Origin of the sequence: uncultured Eudoraea sp. (assembly GCF_947490415.1) — a bacterium.
GTDB lineage: Bacteria > Bacteroidota > Bacteroidia > Flavobacteriales > Flavobacteriaceae > Eudoraea.
Genome location: NZ_CANLGX010000002.1, coordinates 164,561 through 187,131, shown reverse-complemented (window position 1 = coordinate 187,131; position 22,571 = coordinate 164,561). Strand labels below are relative to the sequence as shown.

22 protein-coding genes are annotated in these 22,571 nt (G+C 38.9%); 2 read left to right on the top strand and 20 right to left on the bottom strand.

Features of this window, described 5'->3' with window-relative positions:
* Positions 1-11: 11 nt before the first annotated feature.
* The 9 genes from Q0874_RS05790 to Q0874_RS05745 form a co-directional block, all read right to left on the bottom strand.
* Entirely contained in the window at positions 12-458 is a 447-nt protein-coding gene (locus Q0874_RS05790) for an FdtA/QdtA family cupin domain-containing protein (RefSeq protein WP_299160554.1), read from the bottom strand.
* Positions 442-1,701, bottom strand: coding sequence for a dTDP-4-dehydrorhamnose reductase (gene rfbD, locus Q0874_RS05780; RefSeq protein WP_367275407.1), 1,260 nt, complete (start codon positions 1,699-1,701; stop codon positions 442-444). The genes Q0874_RS05790 and rfbD overlap by 17 nt, the downstream gene beginning before the upstream one ends.
* Positions 1,694-2,266 (bottom strand): dTDP-4-dehydrorhamnose 3,5-epimerase, encoded by a 573-nt coding sequence (gene rfbC, locus Q0874_RS05775; protein ID WP_299160552.1) that lies wholly within the window; start codon positions 2,264-2,266, stop codon positions 1,694-1,696. The genes rfbD and rfbC overlap by 8 nt, the downstream gene beginning before the upstream one ends.
* Before the next feature lie 286 nt (positions 2,267-2,552).
* The gene (locus Q0874_RS05770) at positions 2,553-3,029 is read right to left on the bottom strand and encodes a transcription termination/antitermination protein NusG (RefSeq protein ID WP_299160550.1); all 477 of its coding nucleotides are present in this window, start codon (positions 3,027-3,029) and stop codon (positions 2,553-2,555) included.
* A 146-nt stretch (positions 3,030-3,175) separates the two neighbouring features.
* The gene (locus Q0874_RS05765; RefSeq protein ID WP_299160548.1) at positions 3,176-4,534 is read right to left on the bottom strand and encodes an MraY family glycosyltransferase; all 1,359 of its coding nucleotides are present in this window, start codon (positions 4,532-4,534) and stop codon (positions 3,176-3,178) included.
* Positions 4,535-5,063: 529 nt separating this feature from the next.
* Positions 5,064-6,221: an alpha-hydroxy acid oxidase gene (locus Q0874_RS05760; protein WP_299160546.1), complete on the bottom strand. Its 1,158-nt coding sequence runs from the start codon at positions 6,219-6,221 to the stop codon at positions 5,064-5,066.
* A 21-nt stretch (positions 6,222-6,242) separates the two neighbouring features.
* On the bottom strand, positions 6,243-7,070 hold the full coding sequence (locus Q0874_RS05755) for an amidohydrolase (protein WP_299160545.1): 828 nt from the start codon (positions 7,068-7,070) through the stop codon (positions 6,243-6,245).
* A gap of 56 nt (positions 7,071-7,126) precedes the next feature.
* Positions 7,127-7,900, bottom strand: a complete 774-nt coding sequence (locus tag Q0874_RS05750; protein WP_299160543.1) for an SDR family NAD(P)-dependent oxidoreductase — start codon at positions 7,898-7,900, stop codon at positions 7,127-7,129.
* Positions 7,901-7,920: 20 nt separating this feature from the next.
* Positions 7,921-9,321, bottom strand: coding sequence for an AGE family epimerase/isomerase (locus Q0874_RS05745; RefSeq protein ID WP_299160542.1), 1,401 nt, complete (start codon positions 9,319-9,321; stop codon positions 7,921-7,923).
* Between the two features lie 157 nt (positions 9,322-9,478).
* On the opposite strand from Q0874_RS05745, the gene Q0874_RS05740 reads away from it, so the two are divergent.
* Positions 9,479-10,876: an exonuclease domain-containing protein gene (locus Q0874_RS05740; protein ID WP_299160541.1), complete on the top strand. Its 1,398-nt coding sequence runs from the start codon at positions 9,479-9,481 to the stop codon at positions 10,874-10,876.
* A 138-nt stretch (positions 10,877-11,014) separates the two neighbouring features.
* On the opposite strand, the gene Q0874_RS05735 is transcribed toward Q0874_RS05740, so the two are convergent.
* The 11 genes from Q0874_RS05735 to Q0874_RS05685 form a co-directional block, all read right to left on the bottom strand.
* The gene (locus Q0874_RS05735) at positions 11,015-11,197 is read right to left on the bottom strand and encodes a hypothetical protein (RefSeq protein ID WP_299160539.1); all 183 of its coding nucleotides are present in this window, start codon (positions 11,195-11,197) and stop codon (positions 11,015-11,017) included.
* A gap of 189 nt (positions 11,198-11,386) precedes the next feature.
* Positions 11,387-11,515 carry a hypothetical protein gene (locus Q0874_RS05730; protein WP_299160538.1) on the bottom strand — a complete coding sequence of 43 codons (129 nt, stop codon included), beginning with the start codon at positions 11,513-11,515 and terminating at the stop codon, positions 11,387-11,389.
* Positions 11,516-11,566: 51 nt separating this feature from the next.
* On the bottom strand, positions 11,567-11,785 hold the full coding sequence (locus tag Q0874_RS05725; protein WP_299160536.1) for a DUF2892 domain-containing protein: 219 nt from the start codon (positions 11,783-11,785) through the stop codon (positions 11,567-11,569).
* A gap of 99 nt (positions 11,786-11,884) precedes the next feature.
* The gene (locus tag Q0874_RS05720) at positions 11,885-13,294 is read right to left on the bottom strand and encodes a rhodanese-like domain-containing protein (RefSeq protein WP_299160534.1); all 1,410 of its coding nucleotides are present in this window, start codon (positions 13,292-13,294) and stop codon (positions 11,885-11,887) included.
* 57 nt (positions 13,295-13,351) lie between these two features.
* On the bottom strand, positions 13,352-15,082 hold the full coding sequence (locus tag Q0874_RS05715) for a SulP family inorganic anion transporter (RefSeq protein ID WP_299160533.1): 1,731 nt from the start codon (positions 15,080-15,082) through the stop codon (positions 13,352-13,354).
* Positions 15,083-15,165: 83 nt separating this feature from the next.
* On the bottom strand, positions 15,166-16,083 hold the full coding sequence (locus Q0874_RS05710) for a hypothetical protein (RefSeq protein ID WP_299160531.1): 918 nt from the start codon (positions 16,081-16,083) through the stop codon (positions 15,166-15,168).
* Positions 16,084-16,159: 76 nt separating this feature from the next.
* A complete protein-coding gene (locus Q0874_RS05705; RefSeq protein WP_299160530.1) occupies positions 16,160-16,792 on the bottom strand; it encodes a Crp/Fnr family transcriptional regulator in 633 nt (210 codons plus the stop codon).
* Positions 16,793-16,851: 59 nt separating this feature from the next.
* Positions 16,852-17,625: an aldose 1-epimerase gene (locus Q0874_RS05700; RefSeq protein ID WP_299160528.1), complete on the bottom strand. Its 774-nt coding sequence runs from the start codon at positions 17,623-17,625 to the stop codon at positions 16,852-16,854.
* 3 nt (positions 17,626-17,628) lie between these two features.
* Positions 17,629-18,927 carry a M20/M25/M40 family metallo-hydrolase gene (locus Q0874_RS05695; RefSeq protein WP_299160526.1) on the bottom strand — a complete coding sequence of 433 codons (1,299 nt, stop codon included), beginning with the start codon at positions 18,925-18,927 and terminating at the stop codon, positions 17,629-17,631.
* 17 nt (positions 18,928-18,944) lie between these two features.
* Positions 18,945-19,928 (bottom strand): PLP-dependent cysteine synthase family protein, encoded by a 984-nt coding sequence (locus Q0874_RS05690; RefSeq protein ID WP_299160523.1) that lies wholly within the window; start codon positions 19,926-19,928, stop codon positions 18,945-18,947.
* Between the two features lie 134 nt (positions 19,929-20,062).
* On the bottom strand, positions 20,063-21,304 hold the full coding sequence (locus Q0874_RS05685; RefSeq protein ID WP_299160521.1) for an FtsX-like permease family protein: 1,242 nt from the start codon (positions 21,302-21,304) through the stop codon (positions 20,063-20,065).
* Positions 21,305-21,307: 3 nt separating this feature from the next.
* On the opposite strand from Q0874_RS05685, the gene Q0874_RS05680 reads away from it, so the two are divergent.
* Positions 21,308-22,570: a DUF1343 domain-containing protein gene (locus tag Q0874_RS05680; protein ID WP_299160519.1), complete on the top strand. Its 1,263-nt coding sequence runs from the start codon at positions 21,308-21,310 to the stop codon at positions 22,568-22,570.
* The last annotated feature ends 1 nt before the right edge of the window (position 22,571 follow it).

Genomic DNA, 22,571 nt, shown 5'->3' with positions numbered 1-22,571 from the left:
TACGAAGTAACCTACTCGTCTTCTCTGTCAATTTTTTTGCGCCTGCTTAATTCTAAAAATGAATAGTAATCTCGTATATAATCCCCTTCGTCATATTTATGTGAGGCGATAACCAAACAAATTGCATCATGAGAAAAATTTTCCAATTCCCTCCAAAGTCCCGGTACAATGTGAAGTGCCAAATTGGGACTATTTAAAGTTACTATTCTTCTATCTGTTCCGTCATCAATGATTACATCAAAACTTCCACTGACGGCCAAAATATATTGTTCGAGTTCATAATGGGCATGCCCACCTCGTTTCTCACCTCCAGGCACATCGTACAAATAATAAATCCTTTTTACTTCAAATGGAATGTTAAGGTCATTTTTAACTGAAGTATTATCTCCAACAATATTATGGACTTTTGAAACTTCAATAGTAAAGCACATATTGACGGTATTATCCTTTAGCTTCATTTCTTATTATTTGAAAATTTTCAAAGTCTCTAATATAATCTGCTGTATTATATGAAATGGATGAAACAATTAAAGCAAATGCATTAGCTGAAAAATTCTCCATTTTCCTCCAAATTAAATTTGGGATATATAATCCATAATCAGATCTGTTTAAACTATATTTTATTTCCTTATTACCATCATTCAGGACAACATCAAGACTTCCGGAAAGCGCAACAATAAACTCAGTTGATTTTCTAAAAGCATGGCCCCCTCTAATCTCACCGCCAGGGACATCATTTATAAAATAGGTCCTTTTTATATCAAATGGAATTTGATTGCTGTTTTCAAACCAACTTAAGTTTCCTCTAATATCGAGTATTTTTGGAAGTTTAAGAATTTTGGGTTCAGGTTTTCGCAAGCATCGTGCCAGGGAATCTTCCCAGGTCGGAATTTTTAGTTGAAAGGCTTCTATGATCTTCCTTTTGTTCAAAATACTGTAATGGGGCCTTTTTGCCGGGGTGGGAAATTCAGTAGATTTGATGGGATCTACTTTTATGAACATTTTTTTTAACGCAAAGATGGCTTTGGCAAAATCGTACCAACTACAGACACCCTCATTAGAATAATGGTAAACTTCCACCTTATCATTTTTTATTTTAGGCAGTATTTCCAAAATGGTTTTTGCCAGGTCCCCGGCATAGGTGGGTGTCCCTTTCTGATCAGCGATAACACTGATCTCGTTTTTTTCCTTGCCCAGTCTCAACATGGTTTTTACAAAATTTGTCCCATAGTTGGAATAGAGCCAGGAGGTCCTTATAATTATGGAATTAGGTGGATTTACGCGTTGCATGGCTTTTTCACCCGCCAGCTTTGTTTTGCCATAAACACTTTGTGGGTTAGGAACATCTTCTTCTGTATAAGGCCTGTCAGACGTACCGTCGAACACATAATCTGTTGAAATATGTATCAGCGTAATACCCCTGGCTTTTGAAATCTTTGCAAGGTTTTCAACGGCCAGATGATTTAATGCATTGGCCTTGGTGGAATCCGTTTCTGCCTTATCTACGGCCGTATAGGCCGCACAGTTGATGATCGCCGTAATGGCATTTTGTTCTATGTATTTTTCCACCGCTCTATAAGTGGTAATATCCAGTTGCTTCGAATCTGTAAAAATGAAATTATAGGAAGGATAATGGAACTCCAGAGCTCGCAATTCAGAACCCAGTTGCCCATTCGCTCCGGTAACTAAAATATTATGCATATAAATTCATGTTATGTTCAAAATATTGAACATCCTTTAATAAAGGGAGGTGGGAATCTTTCACAGAGCATTCTACCTTGTTTTCTGCCAGTTTCCAGTCAATCCCGAGCGCAGGATCATTATAGGCAATTCCCCGGTCCCAATCCCTGCTGTAATAATTATCTACTTTATAGGCAAAAAGAGCCTCCTTACTCATTACCAAAAAGCCGTGTGCAAAACCCCTGGGGATCAATAATTGCTTCTTGTTTTCTCCACTTAATTCCACAGCAACATGCTGTCCGAAGGTTGGGGAACCTTTTCTGATATCAACAGCAACATCGAGCACACTTCCTTTAAGCACCCGTACGAGTTTTGTTTGAGCGTATGGGGGTAGTTGATAATGCAAGCCCCTTAAAATGCCATAAGAGGACATGGATTCATTATCCTGACAAAAATGAATGGGATACCCTAAAAATTCATTGAGTTTGTCTAGTCTGTAGGTTTCTGTAAAATAACCCCGATCGTCCCCAATAATATTCGGCTCACATAAGACTACTTCAGGTATTTCCAATCTTCTGAATTCCATGTCTAAGCTAATTAATTTATTAAATGTAACGATTTCTCTGTGAGTTTTATCGCCTACCAGATTTACTTTTGGTATTGTGCTATGGTCTAAAGTTCCATCTTTTTACTGAGGGCATCACTACTTTATCCCACGGCTCCGCCGCTATGAGTCCCATTTTAAATTGAACCAAAAGGCTTGGTTTCCGCAAAAATAGTTCATAGTGAATAGATAAAAAAGATACCTCTCCGGCAAGCCTAAGAGGTACAATGGCACCACTCCGGCAAGCCTAAGGAGATGCCATGGTACACTATGGCACCAGGTCTGCCATACGTGCCGTGATCCGGTAACCGAGAACCGGCAGTACCAACCGAACACATTGTTGCCCTATTTCTTCCACCACAGCATCCCGGTCTTTTAGTGCCCCACGGGTAAAGGTGACCTTCTCCCCAACCGACAAACGCTCTACTCTGGGAGCCTCCTGCTGTTCGCCGTCCAGATATTCCTTCATCAATCCTATTTCCTTATCCCGCACCCTTGCAACCATGCCCTGCCACATTAAATACCTCATCACGCCGGGGATCCGGAATACCCGGTTTCGGTCTGCTTCCTGCAGTCGCACAAATACATAGCCCTTGAAATAAGGCAGTCTTATTTTTTTCTTCCGGTCACTCCATTGGCGTACCACACTATAGCTAGGGCAATAGGCCTCTATGCCCTGTTCTAAAAGCGCGGTATATATTTTTAATTCCCATCTGGGCCTGGTGTAGATTACGTACCAATTCATAGTTCCCTATCCAAATTTAATTATTGAGATACTACGGCCAAAGGTGAGGCCTCCTTTCGCTTCCTCCAATATAAACAGAAGACACGTTAATATTATCTATCTCTAAAATTTATGATTAATTACCGGACGCAAATAAACATCTTCGCTTATTTCGTTATAGCCGATTTTCTATTTTCTTTCCACTTATTAGTGCTTAGATTTTGTTTTTTGGATTTTTCCCATTCTTTAATCCGCTTTTCACCTATAAGCCATTCTTTATCTTTAGAAGCATCTGAACTGTTTACTCCGGTTTTTTTGCTTACCCTTTTATTAAAAGGAGAAGACACTATCCTTTGAGAAACAAACCCGTCCTGAATTCCCATTCTTATCACTCTTCCTTGTTTTTTTACCCTTCTGAGATCATTAAATTTTATGACTTTTTCACGTAGCCTGTTAAGACTAAAAAGCAAGGTATAAAGTAAGGATCCCAGTAGCGTAACAGCGACTAATTGGACGTTTATTTCCAGATCTTTAAGCAGAACAGCCAACTCTATTACCAGAATATTTACAATAGCCAGCAATATTGTAGCTTGTTTATGACTTAATCCCCTCTCCAGTAAACGGTGGTGGATATGATTCTGGTCTGCATCAAAAGGGCTGCGCCTTTCTCTTGCCCGGATAATAAAAATCCTAAGCGTATCCAGTAAGGGAAATGATAAAATGGCCAACAGCAGTATAGGTCCGTTTGAAATGGTAAAAGTGGAAGACGCGCTTAAATTTAATTCCAGAAAACGAATCCCCTGATACGCCAATAAATAGCCGATAACCATAGAGCCTGAATCTCCCATAAATAATTTTCTGGTACCGGACAGGTTATACCGTAAAAACGCACCAATGGCGCCAATTAAACTAAAAGAAACCAACACCATTAAAAAATCCCTATTTAAGAGAAAGAACAACCCGAAAGACAAACTCGTTATAATACTAATGGTACCTGCTAAACCATCTATTCCATCAATAAGGTTAAAGGAATTGATGACCAGAATAAAAACAAAAACCGTAAACAATACCGAAACCAAGTAAGGTAACTCCCCAATGCCTAATAGTCCTTCAAAACTTGTAATTCTGACATCGGTCAGGAAAATAACTATCCCCGTGGAAATTAGTTGGCCAAGAAACTTTTTCCTGGCAGCAAGGGCAATAAGGTCATCTTTGATCCCTAGAAAAATTAGGATTATCGTAGCGAGTACCAGCGACAAAAGTTTAACCAAATCCGGCCGTTCCAAACCCGCCAGTATTCCAAAAAGAATTAAGGATACGGCAAATGCTACAAACATTCCAACTCCGCCTAAGGTTGGGGTTTTTGTTGAATGCGCACTGCGATCGCCGGGCTCGTCCATCAGGTTCTTTGAGCGTACCGTGTGGATAATTACGGGGATAATCCTATTGGCCAAAACAAAGGCCATTAACCCTCCCAAAAAGGCAAGTATGTAAGTGTTCGAAATATAATCGTAGAAATACGTCATAGTGGGGTATAAAATAGTTTCTATTATAATAAAAAGCGCATGTACAACTTTGCACGTAATCGCATGTTGGGGAACTATTTATATTTTAATCTCTCCTAATTAGTATTCTTTCGGCCGTCATAAATTAATATCCTCTCTTCTTGAACAAATCTTAAAATAATTTGACGGCAAACTGAAAGCGGCAAAAACTAGTGCAATTATATTAAATATAAGCTATAAAACCGCAAAAGAACCTATAAAACCGATCAATAACCTTTTTAATCCTTTTAACATCTATCCGCTATCATTGAATGTGTTCTTTTCTCACATTCACTGGGAAAAATTATCAATTTTTTTATTCCAAACAAACTGTATTACCAACTTATATACACAATTTATCAAAAGAATATATATCCCTATTTTAACTTTTAAAATGATAATTTAAGAGTAGTGAAACTGTGAATATAATAATGCGCTATGGAATGTTTCTTTGGGGTTCTAAGGTATTATGTAGTCCACGGTGCATATTTATTTGTCAACAACTATAAACCTAAACTAAATGCCGAGGAAAATCACTTGTCTTATTACAACCTAGTTGCTCCATTACCTGCTGCAGCTGGGTTTGCAGCAATGAAATGGTATGGACTCCTCCTTCTTTGCCCAGTGCAGAAACCCCATACATAAAAGAACGGCCCATAAAGGTAAAAGCAGCCCCACTGGCAAGTGCCCGGGCCACATCCGGTCCGGAGCGAAGCCCGCTGTCAATCATCACCGTAATCTGGTCCCCGTACTTATTGGCAATACGGGTCATGGGCTTTATGGTAGATTCACCGGCATCTAATTGACGGCCACCATGGTTAGATACGATAATCCCATCCAGTCCCAATTTTATGGCCTTTTCTGCATCTGCTTCCGTTGCAACGCCCTTCAATACTATTTTGCCTTTCCATTTATCCCTGATAGGAGCTATTTTTTCCTCATTCATCCTTTTCGAAAACATCTTATCCATAAATAAACCAAGATGTTTCAGGTTGAGGTTTTTTGGCATATAGGGCCTTAACGTTTCAAAATTGGGTTGCCCGTGTTTTAAGGTCTGAAGTGCCCAATTTGGTTTTCCCAGGATTTGCATCACATTATTAAGCGTCATTTTGGGAGGCATAGACAGGCCATTGCGAATCTCTTTTGGCCGAAAACCAAAGGTAGGTACATCACAGAGCAGGACCAGTACCGGACAGGCAGCAGCTTCTGCCCTTGACAGGATATTATCGCGCACGGAATTCTCTGCGGGGTGATAAAGCTGAAACCAGGCCCGGCCTTCTGTGAGTTCACTGGCACGTTCTATATTGGTAGTAGTCACCGTACTAAGGATAAAAGGAATATTATAATCCAACGAGGCCTTTGCCAGTATTTCCGAAGCATTGGGCCACATAAGACCTTGCAGCCCTACAGGAGCAATTCCAAATGGGGCGCTGTAAGTATGACCAAAAAGTTCAGTTTCCATGTTGTACCCCTTGTACTCTGTTAAATAATCGGGTTTTAACTCCACTTCCCTGATCTCTGAGGTGTTTTTGCGCAGGTTCACCTCTTCATTGCAACCACCATCCAGGTATTCAAAGGCAAATTTTGGGATCCGCTTTTTGGCCTTTTCGCGGAGATCTTCAATAGAAGGGTATCTGGAATTGAACTTTATCGCTTTTTTATTTCTCATCTATACACTATCTCTTTCAAGTTAAAGGGCGTAAAAATTTATTGCGTTTAACCCCATGATCCCGGCTTTTTCCTTTTCAGGTAATTTATTGATATAATCGGTCATTATAGTTAATACCTCCATATAACTTCCACCCAGAAGACATACCGGCCAGTCCGATCCATAAAGAAGGCGTTGCCAACCAAAGGTATCCAGGACAACCTTTATAAATGGAGAAAAATCCTCCTGCTGCCATTTAAAATTCCTGGTCTCTGTAACCATCCCCGATACTTTACAACTTACATTCGGGTTTAAGGCTAATTCCTTAATATAGTGAACCCATTGGTTGTCCAGTCCTTCAGAGATCCGCGGTTTGGCGATATGGTCCAGCACAAATTTCTGATCGGGAAATGCCCTTGTCAATAAAACTGCCGCAGCCAGCTGATTAGGATATACCAGAATATCATAGGTAAGGCCAAACCGGGCCAAATGCCCTATGCCATTTTGAAAATCTTTTCGTAGCATAAACTCAGGATCCGGTTCTTCCTGTACAATATGCCTTACCCCTTTAAGCTTTTTATCCTGTGAAAAATACGCTAATCTGTCTGCTATATTATCTGCTCTTAGGTCTACCCATCCAACTACTCCTTTGATAAAATCATTTTCCTCCGCCATCCGGAGCAGGAATTCTGTCTCTGCTTCAGACTGATCTGCCTGAACCGCAACACAGCCATCCACTTTATTATCTTTTAATATTGGACCCAGATCTGCAGGAAGAAAATCTTTCTGAAGGACTTTCATAGAATCATCAATCCAGGCATACCGAACGGGGTCATATTCCCAAAAATGCTGATGGCTGTCAATGACCATAGAGATAAATTTTAGTTATAACCTTCATTCCGACGCACAATCCCAGTTGCATAAATTTATCCGTTCAGTTTAATAAAACCGCCGTCTATTGGAAAATCCGTACCCGTAATAAAAGAGGCTTCATCAGAACATAGATACACGGCCAGGTTGGCTATTTCTTCGGGCCTGCCCATTCTCCCTATTGGTTGTGTTTCGGACAATCTTTTAAACATTTCCTTTTCCATACCCGGATAATTTTGTTTGAGGTAACCATCAACAAAAGGGGTATGTACTCTTGCCGGTGAGATGCTATTACATCGTATTCCATAGGAGAGGTAATCTTTAGCCACAGAATAGGTCATTGTAAGTACAGCACCTTTGGTCATAGAATAGGCAAACCTGTCTGATATTCCCACCGTTGCTGCAACGGATGCCATATTTATAATCACTCCTCCCCTTTCTTTCATGTTTTTGATGCAGGCATAGATGCAATTATAGACCCCTTTAATATTTACCTGATATACCCTGTCGATATCCGCTTCGGTAGTTAACTCGACATTCCCAATATGGGCAATACCCGCATTGTTGATCAGAATGTCTATTGCTCCGTCTGCTTTTATGGCCTCAACCGTTTTAATAACATCCTTTTGGTTAGAAATATCACAGGTATGAGCCTGGGCATCACCTCCTGTAGCCTTTATTTCAGCTGCTGTTTCTTTAGCCGGTTTCGCATTTATTTCGAGAATATGTACCTCAGCCCCCTGCTCGGCCAGTGCCATGGCAATTGCCCTTCCAATACCACTACCACCTCCTGTAACAATGGCTTTTTTATTTGTCAAATCAAATTTCACATCGTTTATTTTATAGTTGCCTAAGGCTCGTTATTAGTAAGTTTAAACCTTCCTTCGAGCATCTGTATTACATTAATCAATGCCCTGATATTATGATAATTAACCTTCCAGATCTGGGCCTTAACATGTTGAACGGCTTCGGGATTTGAATCGAGTCCTTCGTCATACCATCCGCCATAGGTATGGTCTATCATATGTTCATTTATATACTGCCATTGTTTTTCAAATAATTCATAGTATTCCTTTTCATCGGGATACAATTGCGACATTAGCAGTAAAGCATTCAGCCCTTCAGCCTGAGACCACCAGATTTTTGCCGGATTCAAGATAGTACAGACATCCGAGTCATCCAAATAATATCCTCCATCAAAAAAACCTCCTCTCTCCAGGTCCCATCCACGGTCTATTCCATGATCTACCATCCTTTTAGCGATGATCATTGTAATGCTGTCTTTTTGGTGATAGAGTGCCTGAGCAGCTTCCAGGAGAAGAAATCCTGTCTCCACATCGTGTCCGAATGAAACGTGATCCAGCCAAAAATTTTCTGTTCTGTAAGTTTCCGTTGAATCCTTAAAAGAAACAGGCGTCCAATCTCGTTCTAAATGTAAGGTGAGAAATCCCTTCTGAGTAGTGATTGTATCTCTTATCAGCATTAAAAGTTCTTCCAAACGTTCTTTTAACAAGGGGTTGGGCCATACCTCGTAAAGTGCTGTAAATGCTTCCATAAGATGTATGGAAGAGTTTTGATCCTTCCAGTCCTTGCGGATAAAGTTGTCGTACTCCTTATCGTTTTCTTCAACATCGAGCATCCAGGAACCATCCAGATGCAGAACATCAAAATAGCCTTTATACATAGGATCATGTGCATGTTCTTCTAACCAATAGAAGGTTTTCTTCGCCAAATTGAGTGCTGTTGAATCTTTAGATATACCATAGAAGGCTGCCAATCCATAAATAGCAAAGGCATTGCCGTAGGAACTTTTTGTACTTGCCGAAGGTTTGAAGGAGTCCCCAACATTTACCAAAAGTGTGTGGAATCCGCCGTATTTTGTATCCCACATCTGATCCCTTAAAAAGTGATAGCCATGGGCCGCAATTTTGTTATAAGTACTATCCCCATAGAAATCGGCGAGTGCTGAAGCGGTCCAGATATGACGGGCCTGAGTTACCAGCATCTTTTTTTGTTCACCTTCTTTCTCCCATTTATAGTTAAAATCCGGATAAAATCCACCGTTTATACTATCAATGGAGATGGGATACCATACCCTGACCAAATCAGCTAATGAAGTTTTTATTTCCGGTAAGATCTTAAAATTAGAAGTTGTTTTTATCTCCTGGTTTTCTTTACATGAAATAGAAATAATAATAAGAAAACCGAAGACACTTCTATAAAGGACCTTAAAAAATAATGTCAGTTTCATATTTCATTATTCAACGGGAAGGGCACTTAAAACTAATCATATTTTTCCATTTCATCAACAGAAACTGATTGAGTTGCAGATGACTGCCGGAAAAGGTTTTTGAGCGGCTTGATTTTTCTTATTAACTTACCTCTTCAAATTCCATTAAATAGAAGTATTGTATTCCATCGTAGATATAGAAACTACCGGAAACGGTATAAAGGGCAATAAAATAACAGAGATAGCCATCTTTAAGTTTGATGGTCAAAAGGTGGTGGATGAATTCACCTCACTGGTAAATCCTGAATGTGAAATTCCTTATTTTATTACCGGCCTAACAGGAATTGACAACCATATGGTGCGCGATGCACCAACACTTATGGAGATTGCTCCCCAGATTTTGGAAATAACACAGGACACAATTTTTGTGGCCCACAGTGTTAATTTCGATTACAACGTAATTAAAGAAGAATTCAGAACTATTGGTATTTCCTTCGTCAGAAAAAAACTCTGTACCGTACGTTTATCCAGAAGGTTGATTCCGGGATTTTCTTCATACAGCCTGGGTAAATTGTGTACTTCATTAGATATACCTATTACAGACAGGCACCGGGCCCGGGGTGATGCACATGCTACCGTCATTTTGTTTAGAAAATTATTGGAAACAGAAAATTCCGAGACTGTTTTTAGTTCATTTTTAAATGCCCGTTCTCAAGAGGCAACACTGCCTCCTTCCCTACAACGGGAAGTATATGAAAGGCTACCCTCAAAACCGGGTATCTACTACTTTAAAAACAGTAAAGGGGAGAACATTTATGTTGGAAAAGCCAAAAACATTAAGAAAAGGGTCCTAAGCCACTTTTACGATAAGTCTACCAAAGAAGTGCAAATGTGCAGAGAGACTTCTAATATAGATTTTGAACTTTCAGGCAATGAGCTGTTAGCGCTTTTAATGGAATCTGCCGCCATAAAACATCATTACCCCTTATACAACAGGGCGCAAAAAAGAAATGTGGTTCCTTATGGGGTTTTCTCCTATGAAGACCGGCAAGGGATAATGCACCTTGCATTTAACAAATTAAGCCAGGTACCGCGATCCTTGATTACTTTTTACAATACCACAGACTGCCGCCTTTTTATAGAACAAATGTGTATCGCCTATAATCTATGCCCTAAATATTGCCATTTACAGGAAAACGTAGATTCATGTTCACATTTCAGGGTAGCTAACTGCAAAGGTATTTGCCGTGGTAAAGAAGCGGCGGCAGCCTATAATAAAAGGGTACAGGCTGCAATTGATAATATGTTGTCGGAAAAACAAACGTATATCATAAAAGACAAAGGAAGAACTATTGATGAAGACGCATTAGTGCTTGTACAGGAAGGTGTATATTCCGGTTACGGATTTGTTCCCCAAAGTGCTCCTGTTAATTCTATTGAAGATATATTAGCATATATTACGCCGCAAAAAGACAATCTGGAAACAACCCGACTTATTCAAACGCACAGGGTAAAAAACCCAAACTCAATACTGGACTTTTCTTCAGGTATCCTTAAATCTGTGCAAAAGGTCTGAGGAGCGACTTCCGCAAAAAGCAGATGTGTAAGTGAATCTATTTATATTTATCCATTTCATTGTACATCCGAACCACAAAAAATAACCAAATCACAAAGATGATAGCTACAATAATGGAGTAAATCAAGATAAAATCCATTATTTTCTATACTTTAAATAGTTCATAAAGCCCAAAATAGTTGGAGCCCAAAAGGCAACAAAGATGGCATCTAATTTGTTTCCGGATAGAAACATATATTCTGAAACAACAATTATGGACAGAACAACCAGAAGTAATAATACATTCATTGCTCCAATCCTTTCAATAAAGTTTTTAATCATTTCCTGTAGCAAATAGTAACTATGAGATGGTTTATATATAAAGAGTTGCTTTATAAAGATCTAAAACTATAAACTTTTTATCAATATGAGTAAATATGAAGAATAAAATATCATCAGACACCTAAAAAATAAGGATCTCAAGAAAAAGCACTCAATAATCTGCCGGAAATACTTGTAAACTCAATTTACTTATCTCCTTTTGCCACTATTCATAAGACTTACCAAAACAGCAATCATTGCAATCACAACAAAGGCAAAAACAGCAATCATTATTATGCCATTACTCCAATCAACCAAAGGAATACTTATTAACTTCATATCGCAGAAGACTAATTATTTATTAATTCAATCAAGTTTTTAATGGAAATTTTAAGGTTTATCCACTTTTTTCACCTTGCATGAATTTAAACCAAAAACACCATAAAGCGGACAAAAGCCTGTTAGACTGGTCAATACAAAAACAGCGGCAACCGCTAATAAAATATAAGAAATCGCCCCCTCAACTACCTCGTAGTATACCAATAAGGCAATAATAACGGCAACGGTAAAGCGAATAATCTTATCGATTCTTCCCATGTTTCGTTTCATAATCCCAAACTTTTAAAAAGGTAAAAAAGCACTTTTACCTTTATATTCCGTCTTTAAAAGTAAGATGGGTAACTAACACAAACCATGATCTTAATCATATTACTGCGTAGTGGGGCAGATATAATTAGTTACCTCCATTCCCGCCTTTTTCAGCTCGGCAATGCCTCCTGTAATGTCTACCAAATTGTGTATTCCTCTGCCCTTGAGAATAGAGGCAGCAATAACGGATCTATACCCCCCCGCACAATGCAGATAAAAGGTTTCGTTTTTAGGAAATTCAGCCAAATGATCGTTTAATATATCCAATGGGGCATTATTTGCATCAACCAGATGTTCTGCTTTAAATTCGCTTTCCTTCCGAACATCAAAAATGGGTAAATGCTTATCTTTCAATACAACTTTGGCTTCTTCTGCGGATAATGCGATGATCTTGTCTATATCTTTACCCGCTTTTTCCCATGCATCAAAACCACCATTTAGGATACCTAAGGTGTTATCAAATCCTACCCTGGACAAACGTGTTACTGTCTCCTCTTCCTTTCCTCTCGGGGTCACCAATAATAAGGGTTGTTTAACATCGGCAATCAAAGCACCCACCCATGGGGCAAAATCGCCGTTCAAACCAATAAAAATAGAACGTGGGATATGTCCTTTTACAAATTCATCCTGGTTCCGCACATCCAATACAAGAGCCCCGGTTTCATTCGCTGCCAATTCAAAAGCATCTGGCGAAAGTGCTGCCATACCGCGTTTTAACACATCACCTATATCTTCATATCCCTCCTTATTCATTTTTACATTTAAAGGAAAATATTTAGGTGGTGGAAGCAGGCCATCGGTAACTTCATTTATAAATTCCTCTCGCGTCATATTAGCCCGCAGCGCGTAGTTCATTTGTTTTTGGTTTCCCAGGGTATCCACAGTTTCCTTCATCATGTTCTTACCGCAAGCTGAACCGGCACCGTGCGCAGGATAAACAATAACATCGTCTGCCAGTGGCATAATTTTACTCCTTAAACTATCAAACAAAAGTCCGGCAAGGTCTTCTTTCGTCATATCCGCCGCTTTCTGGGCAAGATCTGGTCTTCCTACATCACCCAGGAACAAAGTGTCTCCTGAAAAAATAGCATAGTCCTTACCTGTCTTGTCCCTCAGCAGATAAGTGGTACTTTCCATAGTATGTCCAGGAGTATGCAATACTTTTATGGTAATTTCTCCAAGTGGAAATTCCTGACCATCTTTAGCTATGATTGCTTCAAAAGCAGGATTTGCATTGGGACCGAAAACAATAGGCGCCCCGGTTTCCTTGGCTAATGTAACGTGCCCACTAACGAAGTCGGCATGGAAATGGGTCTCAAAAATATATTTTATTTCAGCCTTATTTTTTTTCGCCCTGTCTATATAAGGAATTACTTCGCGTAAGGGATCAATGATAGCAACTTCGCCGTTGCTTTCAATATAATACGCTCCCTGTGCAAGGCATCCGGTATAAATCTGTTCTATGATCATAGCTTTTGTTCTTAATTTTTTTCAAAAATACTGCTTCTAGCTCTAAAATGAGTAACATTAGTTACGGGGTTCATTCCGCTGATAAGCCACTCTTTCATGTTCGCCGGTGGGATTATCTGTATGATCAAAGTGGGCCACCGCCTCTTTTATTTTAACGAATAGGAATTCTTTGGGCAGTACATCACTTATACCGCTCCTGAAAATAATATCCCTTGTCGGACCTATGGCACCGGCAATATAGAACTCAATTCCATCATTCCTGATTTTTTTAATGACTTTAGTTAACATTCTGGTAGCTGTGGAATCTATATAATTAATCGCCTCAGCATTTAATATTACTCCTTTCAAATTATCCCCTTTTTTACTCATATACTTAAAAAGCTGATTTTTGAAATAATCCGAATTTCCAAAGTATAACTGGGAATCAAAACGCACAATGAGCAGATCATCCCGTAAAATAACTTCATCTCCAAAGCGTGAAATATTTTTGTAGTAGTCTGAATCTTTTATTTTACTTAATACTGCGAAATGAGGCTTGGAAGTTCTGTAAACCATTAACAAAAGAGAGATTAGGACCCCTGTAAGAATGCCCTGAGTAATTCCGATAAACAGGGTTATCAAAAATGTGAGTATCAAAACAATAAATTCATCTTTTCTATAGATCCACAACCGTTTTGCATATTCCAAATCGATCAAACCATAAACAGATACCATAATAATACTTGCAAGAATTGCATTTGGTAAATAATAAAAAAGCGGCGTAAGAAACATGAGCGTTACCAAAACCAGAAGTACCGTAAACAATCCGGATAGTGTGCTTTTTGATCCGGATTCATCATTTATCGCAGATCTGGAAAAGCTTGCTGAAACAGGGTAGGACTGCAAAAAGGATCCTAACATATTGGCAGAACCTAATGCCACTAATTCCTGATTGGCATCAATCCGATCTTCGTCATTCTTCTCTTCAATACCTTTGCCAATTGAAATAGCTTCAAGATATCCAATCAGAGCAAGTGTTACTGCAATAGGCCAAAGTTGCATTATATTGTCCATTTCAATTACCGGTAAAACAAAACCAGGTAACCCTTTTGGAATTGTACCAACAATCTTAATACCCAGAGATTCCATATTTAAAAAATACACGGATAAAATTCCAAGAACAACGATAATAAGAATTGCGGGGATATGTCTACTCCATTTCTTTAAGCCGATAAGTAGCAAAATACCCGTTAAACCTATGGCCAAATCATAAAAATTCGTTTCCGGAATTTTTTGAATAGCATTTAGAAAAATTCGGTGAAACTGATTACTCCCCGCCATCTCCACGCCAAGCAAGTGCTTTAACTGACTAAAAATTATAATCACGGCAGCCGCAGATGTGAATCCGCTGATTACCGGTTTAGCCAAAAAGGTAACCAGGTATCCCATTCGAAAAATGCCTAAAACAAATTGAATAACGCCCACCATAAAGGCGAGCAAAATTGCAAGAGCAATATAGTTCTCCAATCCCACGATTGCCAGGGTCCCCAAACCTGCCGCTACGAGCAAGGAATCCATGGCTACAGGTCCAATTGCAAGAGCTCTCGAAGTACCGAACAACACATACACCAATACCGGCATTAAGGAGGCATACAAGCCGTATACCGGAGGCAAACCGGCTATCATAGCATACGCCATTCCTTGTGGAATAAGCACTATAGCTACATTAAAACCCGCGAGGATATCTTTTGGAAGTTCTTTCCTTTTATAGCTTCGCAGCGTTTGCAGAATTGGGAAAAATTTTCGCATTAATCAAAAGTACTATTTAATCAATAAATGAAAGACTTACCAATTGCAATTACGTATAAGTGGAAACCAAAAGATAATAATTGTTATTGTTTAAAGTAATCTCTTTTGTAGAAAACAGCCAGTTCTTCTGTAAGCACAAGGACCTCCGGTTTGTCTTTACGCAGTATTACCTGCCAGTTATCAAAAACCTCCCAGTTGTCATCTTTAAAAATTACCGGCCCATATTCAGATATAAGTTTCTGTCTAATGCGATCTTCCTCCCCCTTACCGGTTAGTATCCACAAAACATTGAGTTTACCATCCCCGAAACGCGCCTCAAATTTTCTGGGGAAACCGGCATATTCAATTCCAAAACAATCTATCTGCAATTGTGCATTAGGATCACTCCCGTCCAATTCCATAGTAAAGGTGAAATCAGATGCTCTTTCTAAATTGGTTTTTAATTGATCTAAATTACCCCCCAATTTTATAACATCGGGAATTCTCCCAGAAGTGTATGTGATTTTTTTTGGCTCTTTGTTGGAAGGCAAATAAGGGTTATCCCAGGTGAATAAATTTGGATGCATAGCATCCTCCGTTAAAATCCAAACTTTGTCCTCTGAAGGTTTGGTAACCATATGATCTTTTGGATAGAATCTATAATCCATATAGTTCTGAACCGTATCTTTTGTTATAGCGGTTATAGCCTCAATCGCATTTCCATGGGCCTGAATATATACCAGTTTATCATCAGCAAATGTAAATACCAACTCGGAAATAGTACCGTAACTTGATTTGTAATTACTACAAACCAGATGGGCTTCAAGGTCTTTGGATAAGGGAAAGGTGGGATTTTCTACTTCAAATAATACCATTTTTTCGGTAAATGGTTCAATTTTGTCCTTTGCACTTTGGAGAGATTCCTCTAATTGAACCCCATTAAAAATCAATTCAATTTGTGCATTGCCCTCACTTGTTATTATTAATACCAGAATTGCAGTCAGGATTAATGATATTTTCATCTTTTCGTTTATTTATTTAATACTATTAAAGATGAACTTTCCTGCAACTTGTTACAGATTTAATGAAGGTCTAAGTCTATAACGCCAGTACTTTTATATGGTTTCGGCTGAGTTCTATTTTACCTTCTCTCTCCAGGCTTTTCAACAGCCTTGACACGACTACTCGTGAAGTGTGCAAATCCCGGGCAACATCCTGATGTGTGGAATATATAATATCATCATTGGTTACCATTGCTCTGTCTTTAAGATACTTCATTATGCGCTCATCCATTTTCATAAATGCCAAAGTATCTATCGTTTCCAGCAATTCCGACATTCTGGTATGGTAACTATCCAAAATGAATTCTCTCCAGCTTTGGTATTTGGCCATCCACTCATCCATTTTTTCTATAGGAATCATTAATAACTCCGTATCTGATTCAGCTATCGCTCTTATCTCACTTTTACCGCTCCCCAGGCAACAGGAAAATGTCATTGCACAGGTATCCCCTTTTTCAATAAAATAAAGAAGCAATTCATCACCCTGATCGTCTTCTCTTAGAATCTTTATAGCTCCACTAAAAATTAAAGGCATAACAGTTATTTCCTGTCCAATATCCAATAATCGTTCCCCTTGTTTTATGAGTTTACATTTCCCATTAGCTTCGATCTCATCTAACAATTCCGGTTCAAAAAGATAACCGTAGTGACGTTCCAGCAGTACTCTCATTTTTTTTCAGATTATTTGGATTAATACAGATTCTTAATTTTTATAAACAGGTTATTAAATTATGGAATTAAAGTGACTTTAAAATTACGATCTTCTTCAGTCAGGTAGTCAAAACCATCATGTAGCTGCATTTGATCTACGGCATAAGGGTAAAAGGTTATCGGCTCAATACATATCATATTCGGCACCTCAGTCCACAACATAAAATGTTTGAAGCCTTCGGTTTTTATGTTTAACTTTTTTTGATCCTTTAAAATAACACTTTGGCAATCAGCCACTTCAAGGGCCTTGTTCCCGGCCTCTATAACAGTATCCAATGTAATTGTCTGATCCTTGGCAATTACAGTGGGATTATCTGTATAAAGTTTAAATGCAGGATGATACCCCAGCATAAAGGGCATATCTTTTTCGCCGGAAATCCTAAAACTAATCTCAAGACTATTTTCAGAGAGTTTATAACTCTTGTAGAATTCAAAACTAAAGGGCCAGATAAGTAACTGAGCAGTGGATTTGTCGGGAAATTTGGAATTTTTGACAACCGTCCCGGCTTTATAAGATTTTACAAATTGAGCCGTTGTTTCTGTACCCGAAAAAAGCTCGTAATCCAATTCACGCAATAATCCATGCTGGTCCTGAATAGCATTCCCCCTTGGAACATGAACCCTGAAACCAGCATCAGCGGTCGGGCCGATGACAGGAAACATTTCAGTATCCGAGTTGCGCCAACCCGGACTTCTTTTTTGATGAATATACTCAAAGTCGTTGAACTTGTAACTTACTAATTCACCTCCCTCTATGCAAGCTTTTGCGTTTCCTGAACCAAGATTTACCATGTACTATTGATTGATCAATCTATAAATAAGTACCGCGGTTCTTTTTGTAAGAGCTTCAATGGTGTTCAAATTTACCGTCTCTTCAGGTGTATGAGCTCCGCTTCCCATAGTACCTAAACCATCAAGACAATCGACATAATTGGCCACAAAAGAAGTATCAGCCGCTCCCCTTTTACCCGGATCATAGCCTATTACCTCACCCTGATTCAGATCCTGGCTTACCTGATTTAGCTCTGCCAGGAGCCTGTTATTTCCCTCAGTAGGTACCATTGCCGGGTAACTATCTGTAAAACTTACTGTTGCCGATGTCTGAGGCAGGTTGTTTGCCACAATTTCCCTCATCTTATTTCTCGCCTCTTCCTTTTGTTCTTCAGAAATAAAACGCAAGCCTCCCTTTACCATAGCGGTTTGAGAGACTACATTACTTTTCCCGAAGACCTCTCCCTTGCCGGTAGACTCATCATAATCAACAAAAGTACCCCCCATAAGTATCCCGGGGTTAAAAGTCAGGTATTCCTCTCCACGAACTTCTTCATAAAATGCATTTAATATTCTTGACATTTCAAAAATGGCACCGGCCCCGACGCGCTCATTAAATATTCCAGAGCTATGGGCGCGTTTTCCTTCAACCTCCAGTTCCCATCCGGAAGACCCTCTCCTTGCTACAGTGGCATAATTGAACCCCGTAGAAGTCTCAAATCCGAGTGCAATATCGCTTCGCTTTGCCGCATCAATCAAATCTTTTCTACTTATTTCCAGAGGTTTTCCCGTACTTTCTTCATCACCGGTAAATGCTACTATAATCTGAGCATCATTCAGCAAACCATTTGCATGCAGCGCTTTTAAAGCATAAAGGACTATTACATCTCCTCCTTTCATGTCATTGCCCCCAGGTGCATGTGCTGTACTGTCATTGACCCGTGTAAATTCCTGAAAAGGGCTGTTTTCTTCAAATACGGTATCAAGATGGCCAATCAGCAATAATTTTTTACCCTTTGTACCCTCTGTTTCCGCAAAAAAGTGACCGGCCCTATTCATTTCCTGAGGCATCTCAATCCATTTGGTGCTAAAATTCAGGTCTTCAAAGGCATTCTTAAAAACCATCCCTACTTCCTTTACGCCTTTTGCATTTAAAGTTCCGCTGTTAATATTAACAACATTTTCCAAAAAATTGATGGCTTCAGTATTATTGACTTCAACCGTTTTAACCAATTTTCTTTCAACTTTCGAAAGCTTCTGGGCGGTTAATTGAACGCAAAAAAAGAGAAATACCAGTACGCTTGTTAATCTTCTAAAATTCATATCTAGTTAAATTAAAATCATTTGTCTAAAAAGCCTTGTTCTTTCATCCAGTCATCATTAAAAATCTTACCCACGTATCTACTACCATGATCGTGAAAAAGAACCACCACTACATCGTCTTTGTTAAATTTTTCCTTTAGCTGGAGAACACCTTTAATCGCGGCACCTGCAGAATTACCAAGAAACATCCCCTCTTCTTTTGCCAAACGCTGTGTGTATACAGCTGCATCTTTGTCTGTTACTTTGGTAAATCCGTCTATGATATCAAAATTTACATTTTTTGGCAAAATGTCCTCTCCAATACCTTCCGTTATATAAGGGTATATCTCATTTTGATCAAATATGCCTGTTTCGTGATATTTTTTAAATACTGAGCCATAAGTATCTACTCCCCAAATTTTAATATTTGGATTTTTTGACTTTAAAAAGGTACCTACTCCGGAAATGGTGCCTCCGGTACCCACCCCTACCACAAAATGGGTTACTTTACCGTTAGTCTGCTCCCAGATCTCCGGCCCCGTAGTCAAAAAGTGGGCTTTAGTATTGGATGGATTATCATACTGGTTTACATACCATGAATTTGGAATCTCTTCCGAAAGTCTTCTGGCGGTAGAATAATAACTTTGTGGGTCTTCGGGGGCCACGTCTGTGGGACATACATAAACTTCGCTACCCATTGCTCTTAGAATATCTACTTTTTCCTTGGATTGTTTATCACTAATCACACAGATCATTTTATACCCTTTTACTACCGCAACAAGGGCCAGGCCCATTCCAGTATTACCAGAGGTTCCTTCAATAATAGTGCCTCCCGGCTTTAATTTCCCTTCGGCTTCGGCATCTTCGACCATTTGAACGGCCATCCGGTCCTTTACCGAGTTTCCCGGATTAAATGTTTCATACTTAGCCAAAACCAGGCATGGCAACTCCGCTGTTAATTTATTTATTTTTACCAAAGGGGTGTTTCCAATGGTTTCCAGGATATTTTTGGCATAATTCATAGGCTATGTAAAGATAGTATTTTCAAGAAGTAGATTTCAGCAATTGCTTTTAGGAATGGTTTGAGATTCAGATATTTTTTAAATTAGTCCATAGATACGGGCTCCTGTTAAAGGAAAACAAAAACCTGGCTTTACTATTCAAATTTAATAGCTTTTACAGGTGTGATTTTTGTTATAATAAAAGATGGTATTAAAAGCATCAGAAGACATAACACAAGTACGCCTAGATTTAAAATTAAAACTGTGGGGAAATCTATGTGCACCGGAATATAGTCGATATAATACTCTTTGGGATTAGGAAATTTAAAAACCCTGTATGTCTCCTGAAACCAGATAAGCCCAAGACCAAATAGGTTGCCCCAAAGTAAACCAATGGTTATCAGATAAGTTGCATTATATAAAAACACTTTACGAATACTCCAATTTGCCGAACCCAAGGCTTTAAGAATTCCTATCATCTGTGTTCTTTCCAATATTAACACCAGCAGTGCTGTGATCATATTTATCCCGCCAACTATAATCATTATTCCAATGATAAGGGCGATATTAAAATCAAACAAACCAATCCATTCAAAAATTTTGAAATACTTATTCTTAATATTTTGCGTATCCAGATCACTGAGTGTTTTACCGTATATTTCTTTGGTTTTAGCATCAATATCTTCAAAGTTGTAAAGGAAAATTTCAAAGTTACCTACCTGATCTTCCTGCCATTTGTTAACCCTTTGAATGTGACGGATGTCTGTAAAAACATACTTGGCGTCAAACTCTTCAAATCCGCTATCATAGATTCCTACGATTTTAAATTTTCTTTGATTCGGAGTTTTGGATGGGTCCTCATCCTTTAAAAAGAATGTAAAGAATTCATCGCCTGTTTTCAATTGAAGCCTTCTCGCCATCAAAGATGACATTAGCACCTCGGTATTTAGTTCTCCCTTAAAGTCCGGCAGTCGCCCTTCCTGTAAATATTCACTAAACACTTCCCAGTTATAATCTTTCCCAACTCCTTTGGCAATAATTCCTTCAAATGTATCCTCGGTCCTTATGATCCCCGCCTTACTTGCAACGGCCTGTATATGTGAAATTCCATCCACAGATGTAAATTCCGGATAAAATTCCTGATTCACCGATACCGGAACCACGGAAACATCAGAAACATTATTATCGTAATTATAGATTTGAATATGGCCATTAAAAGCAGCAACCTTCTCCCGAATCTTGTGTTTTAATCCTACTCCGGTGGCAATAGCAATAAGCATCATCATGATCCCTAATGCAATTGCGGCAATGGCTATTTTTATTATTGGCGCGGATATACTAATTTTATGCTCCTTACCTTTAATAAGGCGTTTTGCTATAAAAAATTCTAAATTCAATAGATGGCTTTTTTATCCAGGTTCAAAAATACATTTTTATTGTGGCTTTTGATACTAACTGCCTGTGGAAACCCGGTAAAAAAAGATACGGATTCGGCAGCTTTGGAATTCCCGGTTACCAAAAAACTGCAAGATTCAGTCATTATTGTTGGTGCCAATTCTACCGAAGATTACCTTCCATACTTGCGTAAAAAAAAGGTGGGGGTAGTCGCCAATCAGACCAGTATTATTTTTAAGAACTACGATTCAGAAAATAGAGAGAATGAGTCCTTTACACACCTTGTAGATTCGTTATTATCCCTGGATATTGATATAAAAAGAGTTTTTGCTCCTGAGCACGGGTTTCGCGGAATGGCAGATGCCGGAGAACATGTAAAAGATGGTACAGACACAAAAACCGGGCTTCCCATTATCTCCCTTTACGGTAAAAACAGAAAACCCACTTCATCACAATTAGACAAATTAGATATTGTGGTTTTTGATATTCAAGATGTGGGGGTTAGATTTTATACATATATAGCCACTATGCAATTAGTAATGGAAGCCTGTGCAGAAAATGGTATTCCTGTTTTAATCCTTGATCGGCCCAATCCTAATGGTCATTATGTTGACGGGCCAACAATGGAAATTGAACATAAGGGGTTTCTGGGCCTCACCCCCATTCCCCTGGTCTATGGCATGACCATAGGGGAATATGCCCATATGATTAATAAAGAAGGATGGCTGGAAAAAGGCATCAAGGCTGATTTAACAGTCATACCTCTCAGAAATTATAAACATAATTCAAGTTATAGTATTCCTGTCAGACCTTCACCCAATCTTCCTAACCAGACAGCCATTAACCTTTATCCCAGTCTGGGACTTTTTGAAGGGACGAATGTTAATGCCGGCCGTGGTACAGAAAGTCAATTTCAAAGATATGGAGCCCCTTTTCTGGACAGTTCTGCCTATGATTTTAGCTATGTTCCAAAACCCAATTTTGGTTCTAAAAACCCCAAGCATACAGGAAAAAAATGCTTTGGTAAGGACCTGTCTGCTTGGCCCGGAATGAGCGAAGTATCTTTGCAATGGTTAATTGACGCATATAATAATGCAACAGATAAAAAATTGGTCTTTAACCGCAGCGGATTTACCAAACACGCCGGCACGGAAAAACTACAGCAACAAATTGAAGCAGGTTTAAGCGAAAAAGAGATAAAAAACAGCTGGCAGAGTGACCTGGAAAAATTTAAACAAATACGCAGTAAATATCTCCTTTACAAATAAT

Bases quoted from the DNA above. Each gene is read 5' to 3' on its own strand.
- Q0874_RS05790 (WP_299160554.1), bottom strand. From the start codon at position 458: ATGAAGCTAAAGGATAATACCGTCAATATGTGCTTTACTATTGAAGTT.
- rfbD (WP_367275407.1), bottom strand. From the start codon at position 1,701: ATGCATAATATTTTAGTTACCGGAGCGAATGGGCAACTGGGTTCTGAA.
- rfbC (WP_299160552.1), bottom strand. From the start codon at position 2,266: ATGGAATTCAGAAGATTGGAAATACCTGAAGTAGTCTTATGTGAGCCG.
- Q0874_RS05770 (WP_299160550.1), bottom strand. From the start codon at position 3,029: ATGAATTGGTACGTAATCTACACCAGGCCCAGATGGGAATTAAAAATA.
- Q0874_RS05765 (WP_299160548.1), bottom strand. From the start codon at position 4,534: ATGACGTATTTCTACGATTATATTTCGAACACTTACATACTTGCCTTT.
- Q0874_RS05760 (WP_299160546.1), bottom strand. From the start codon at position 6,221: ATGAGAAATAAAAAAGCGATAAAGTTCAATTCCAGATACCCTTCTATT.
- Q0874_RS05755 (WP_299160545.1), bottom strand. From the start codon at position 7,070: ATGGTCATTGACAGCCATCAGCATTTTTGGGAATATGACCCCGTTCGG.
- Q0874_RS05745 (WP_299160542.1), bottom strand. From the start codon at position 9,321: ATGAAACTGACATTATTTTTTAAGGTCCTTTATAGAAGTGTCTTCGGT.
- Q0874_RS05735 (WP_299160539.1), bottom strand. From the start codon at position 11,197: ATGATTAAAAACTTTATTGAAAGGATTGGAGCAATGAATGTATTATTA.
- Q0874_RS05730 (WP_299160538.1), bottom strand. From the start codon at position 11,515: ATGAAGTTAATAAGTATTCCTTTGGTTGATTGGAGTAATGGCATAATA.
- Q0874_RS05725 (WP_299160536.1), bottom strand. From the start codon at position 11,785: ATGAAACGAAACATGGGAAGAATCGATAAGATTATTCGCTTTACCGTT.
- Q0874_RS05720 (WP_299160534.1), bottom strand. From the start codon at position 13,294: ATGATCATAGAACAGATTTATACCGGATGCCTTGCACAGGGAGCGTAT.
- Q0874_RS05715 (WP_299160533.1), bottom strand. From the start codon at position 15,082: ATGCGAAAATTTTTCCCAATTCTGCAAACGCTGCGAAGCTATAAAAGG.
- Q0874_RS05710 (WP_299160531.1), bottom strand. From the start codon at position 16,083: ATGAAAATATCATTAATCCTGACTGCAATTCTGGTATTAATAATAACA.
- Q0874_RS05705 (WP_299160530.1), bottom strand. From the start codon at position 16,792: ATGAGAGTACTGCTGGAACGTCACTACGGTTATCTTTTTGAACCGGAA.
- Q0874_RS05700 (WP_299160528.1), bottom strand. From the start codon at position 17,625: ATGGTAAATCTTGGTTCAGGAAACGCAAAAGCTTGCATAGAGGGAGGT.
- Q0874_RS05695 (WP_299160526.1), bottom strand. From the start codon at position 18,927: ATGAATTTTAGAAGATTAACAAGCGTACTGGTATTTCTCTTTTTTTGC.
- Q0874_RS05690 (WP_299160523.1), bottom strand. From the start codon at position 19,928: ATGAATTATGCCAAAAATATCCTGGAAACCATTGGAAACACCCCTTTG.
- Q0874_RS05680 (WP_299160519.1), top strand. From the start codon at position 21,308: ATGGCTTTTTTATCCAGGTTCAAAAATACATTTTTATTGTGGCTTTTG.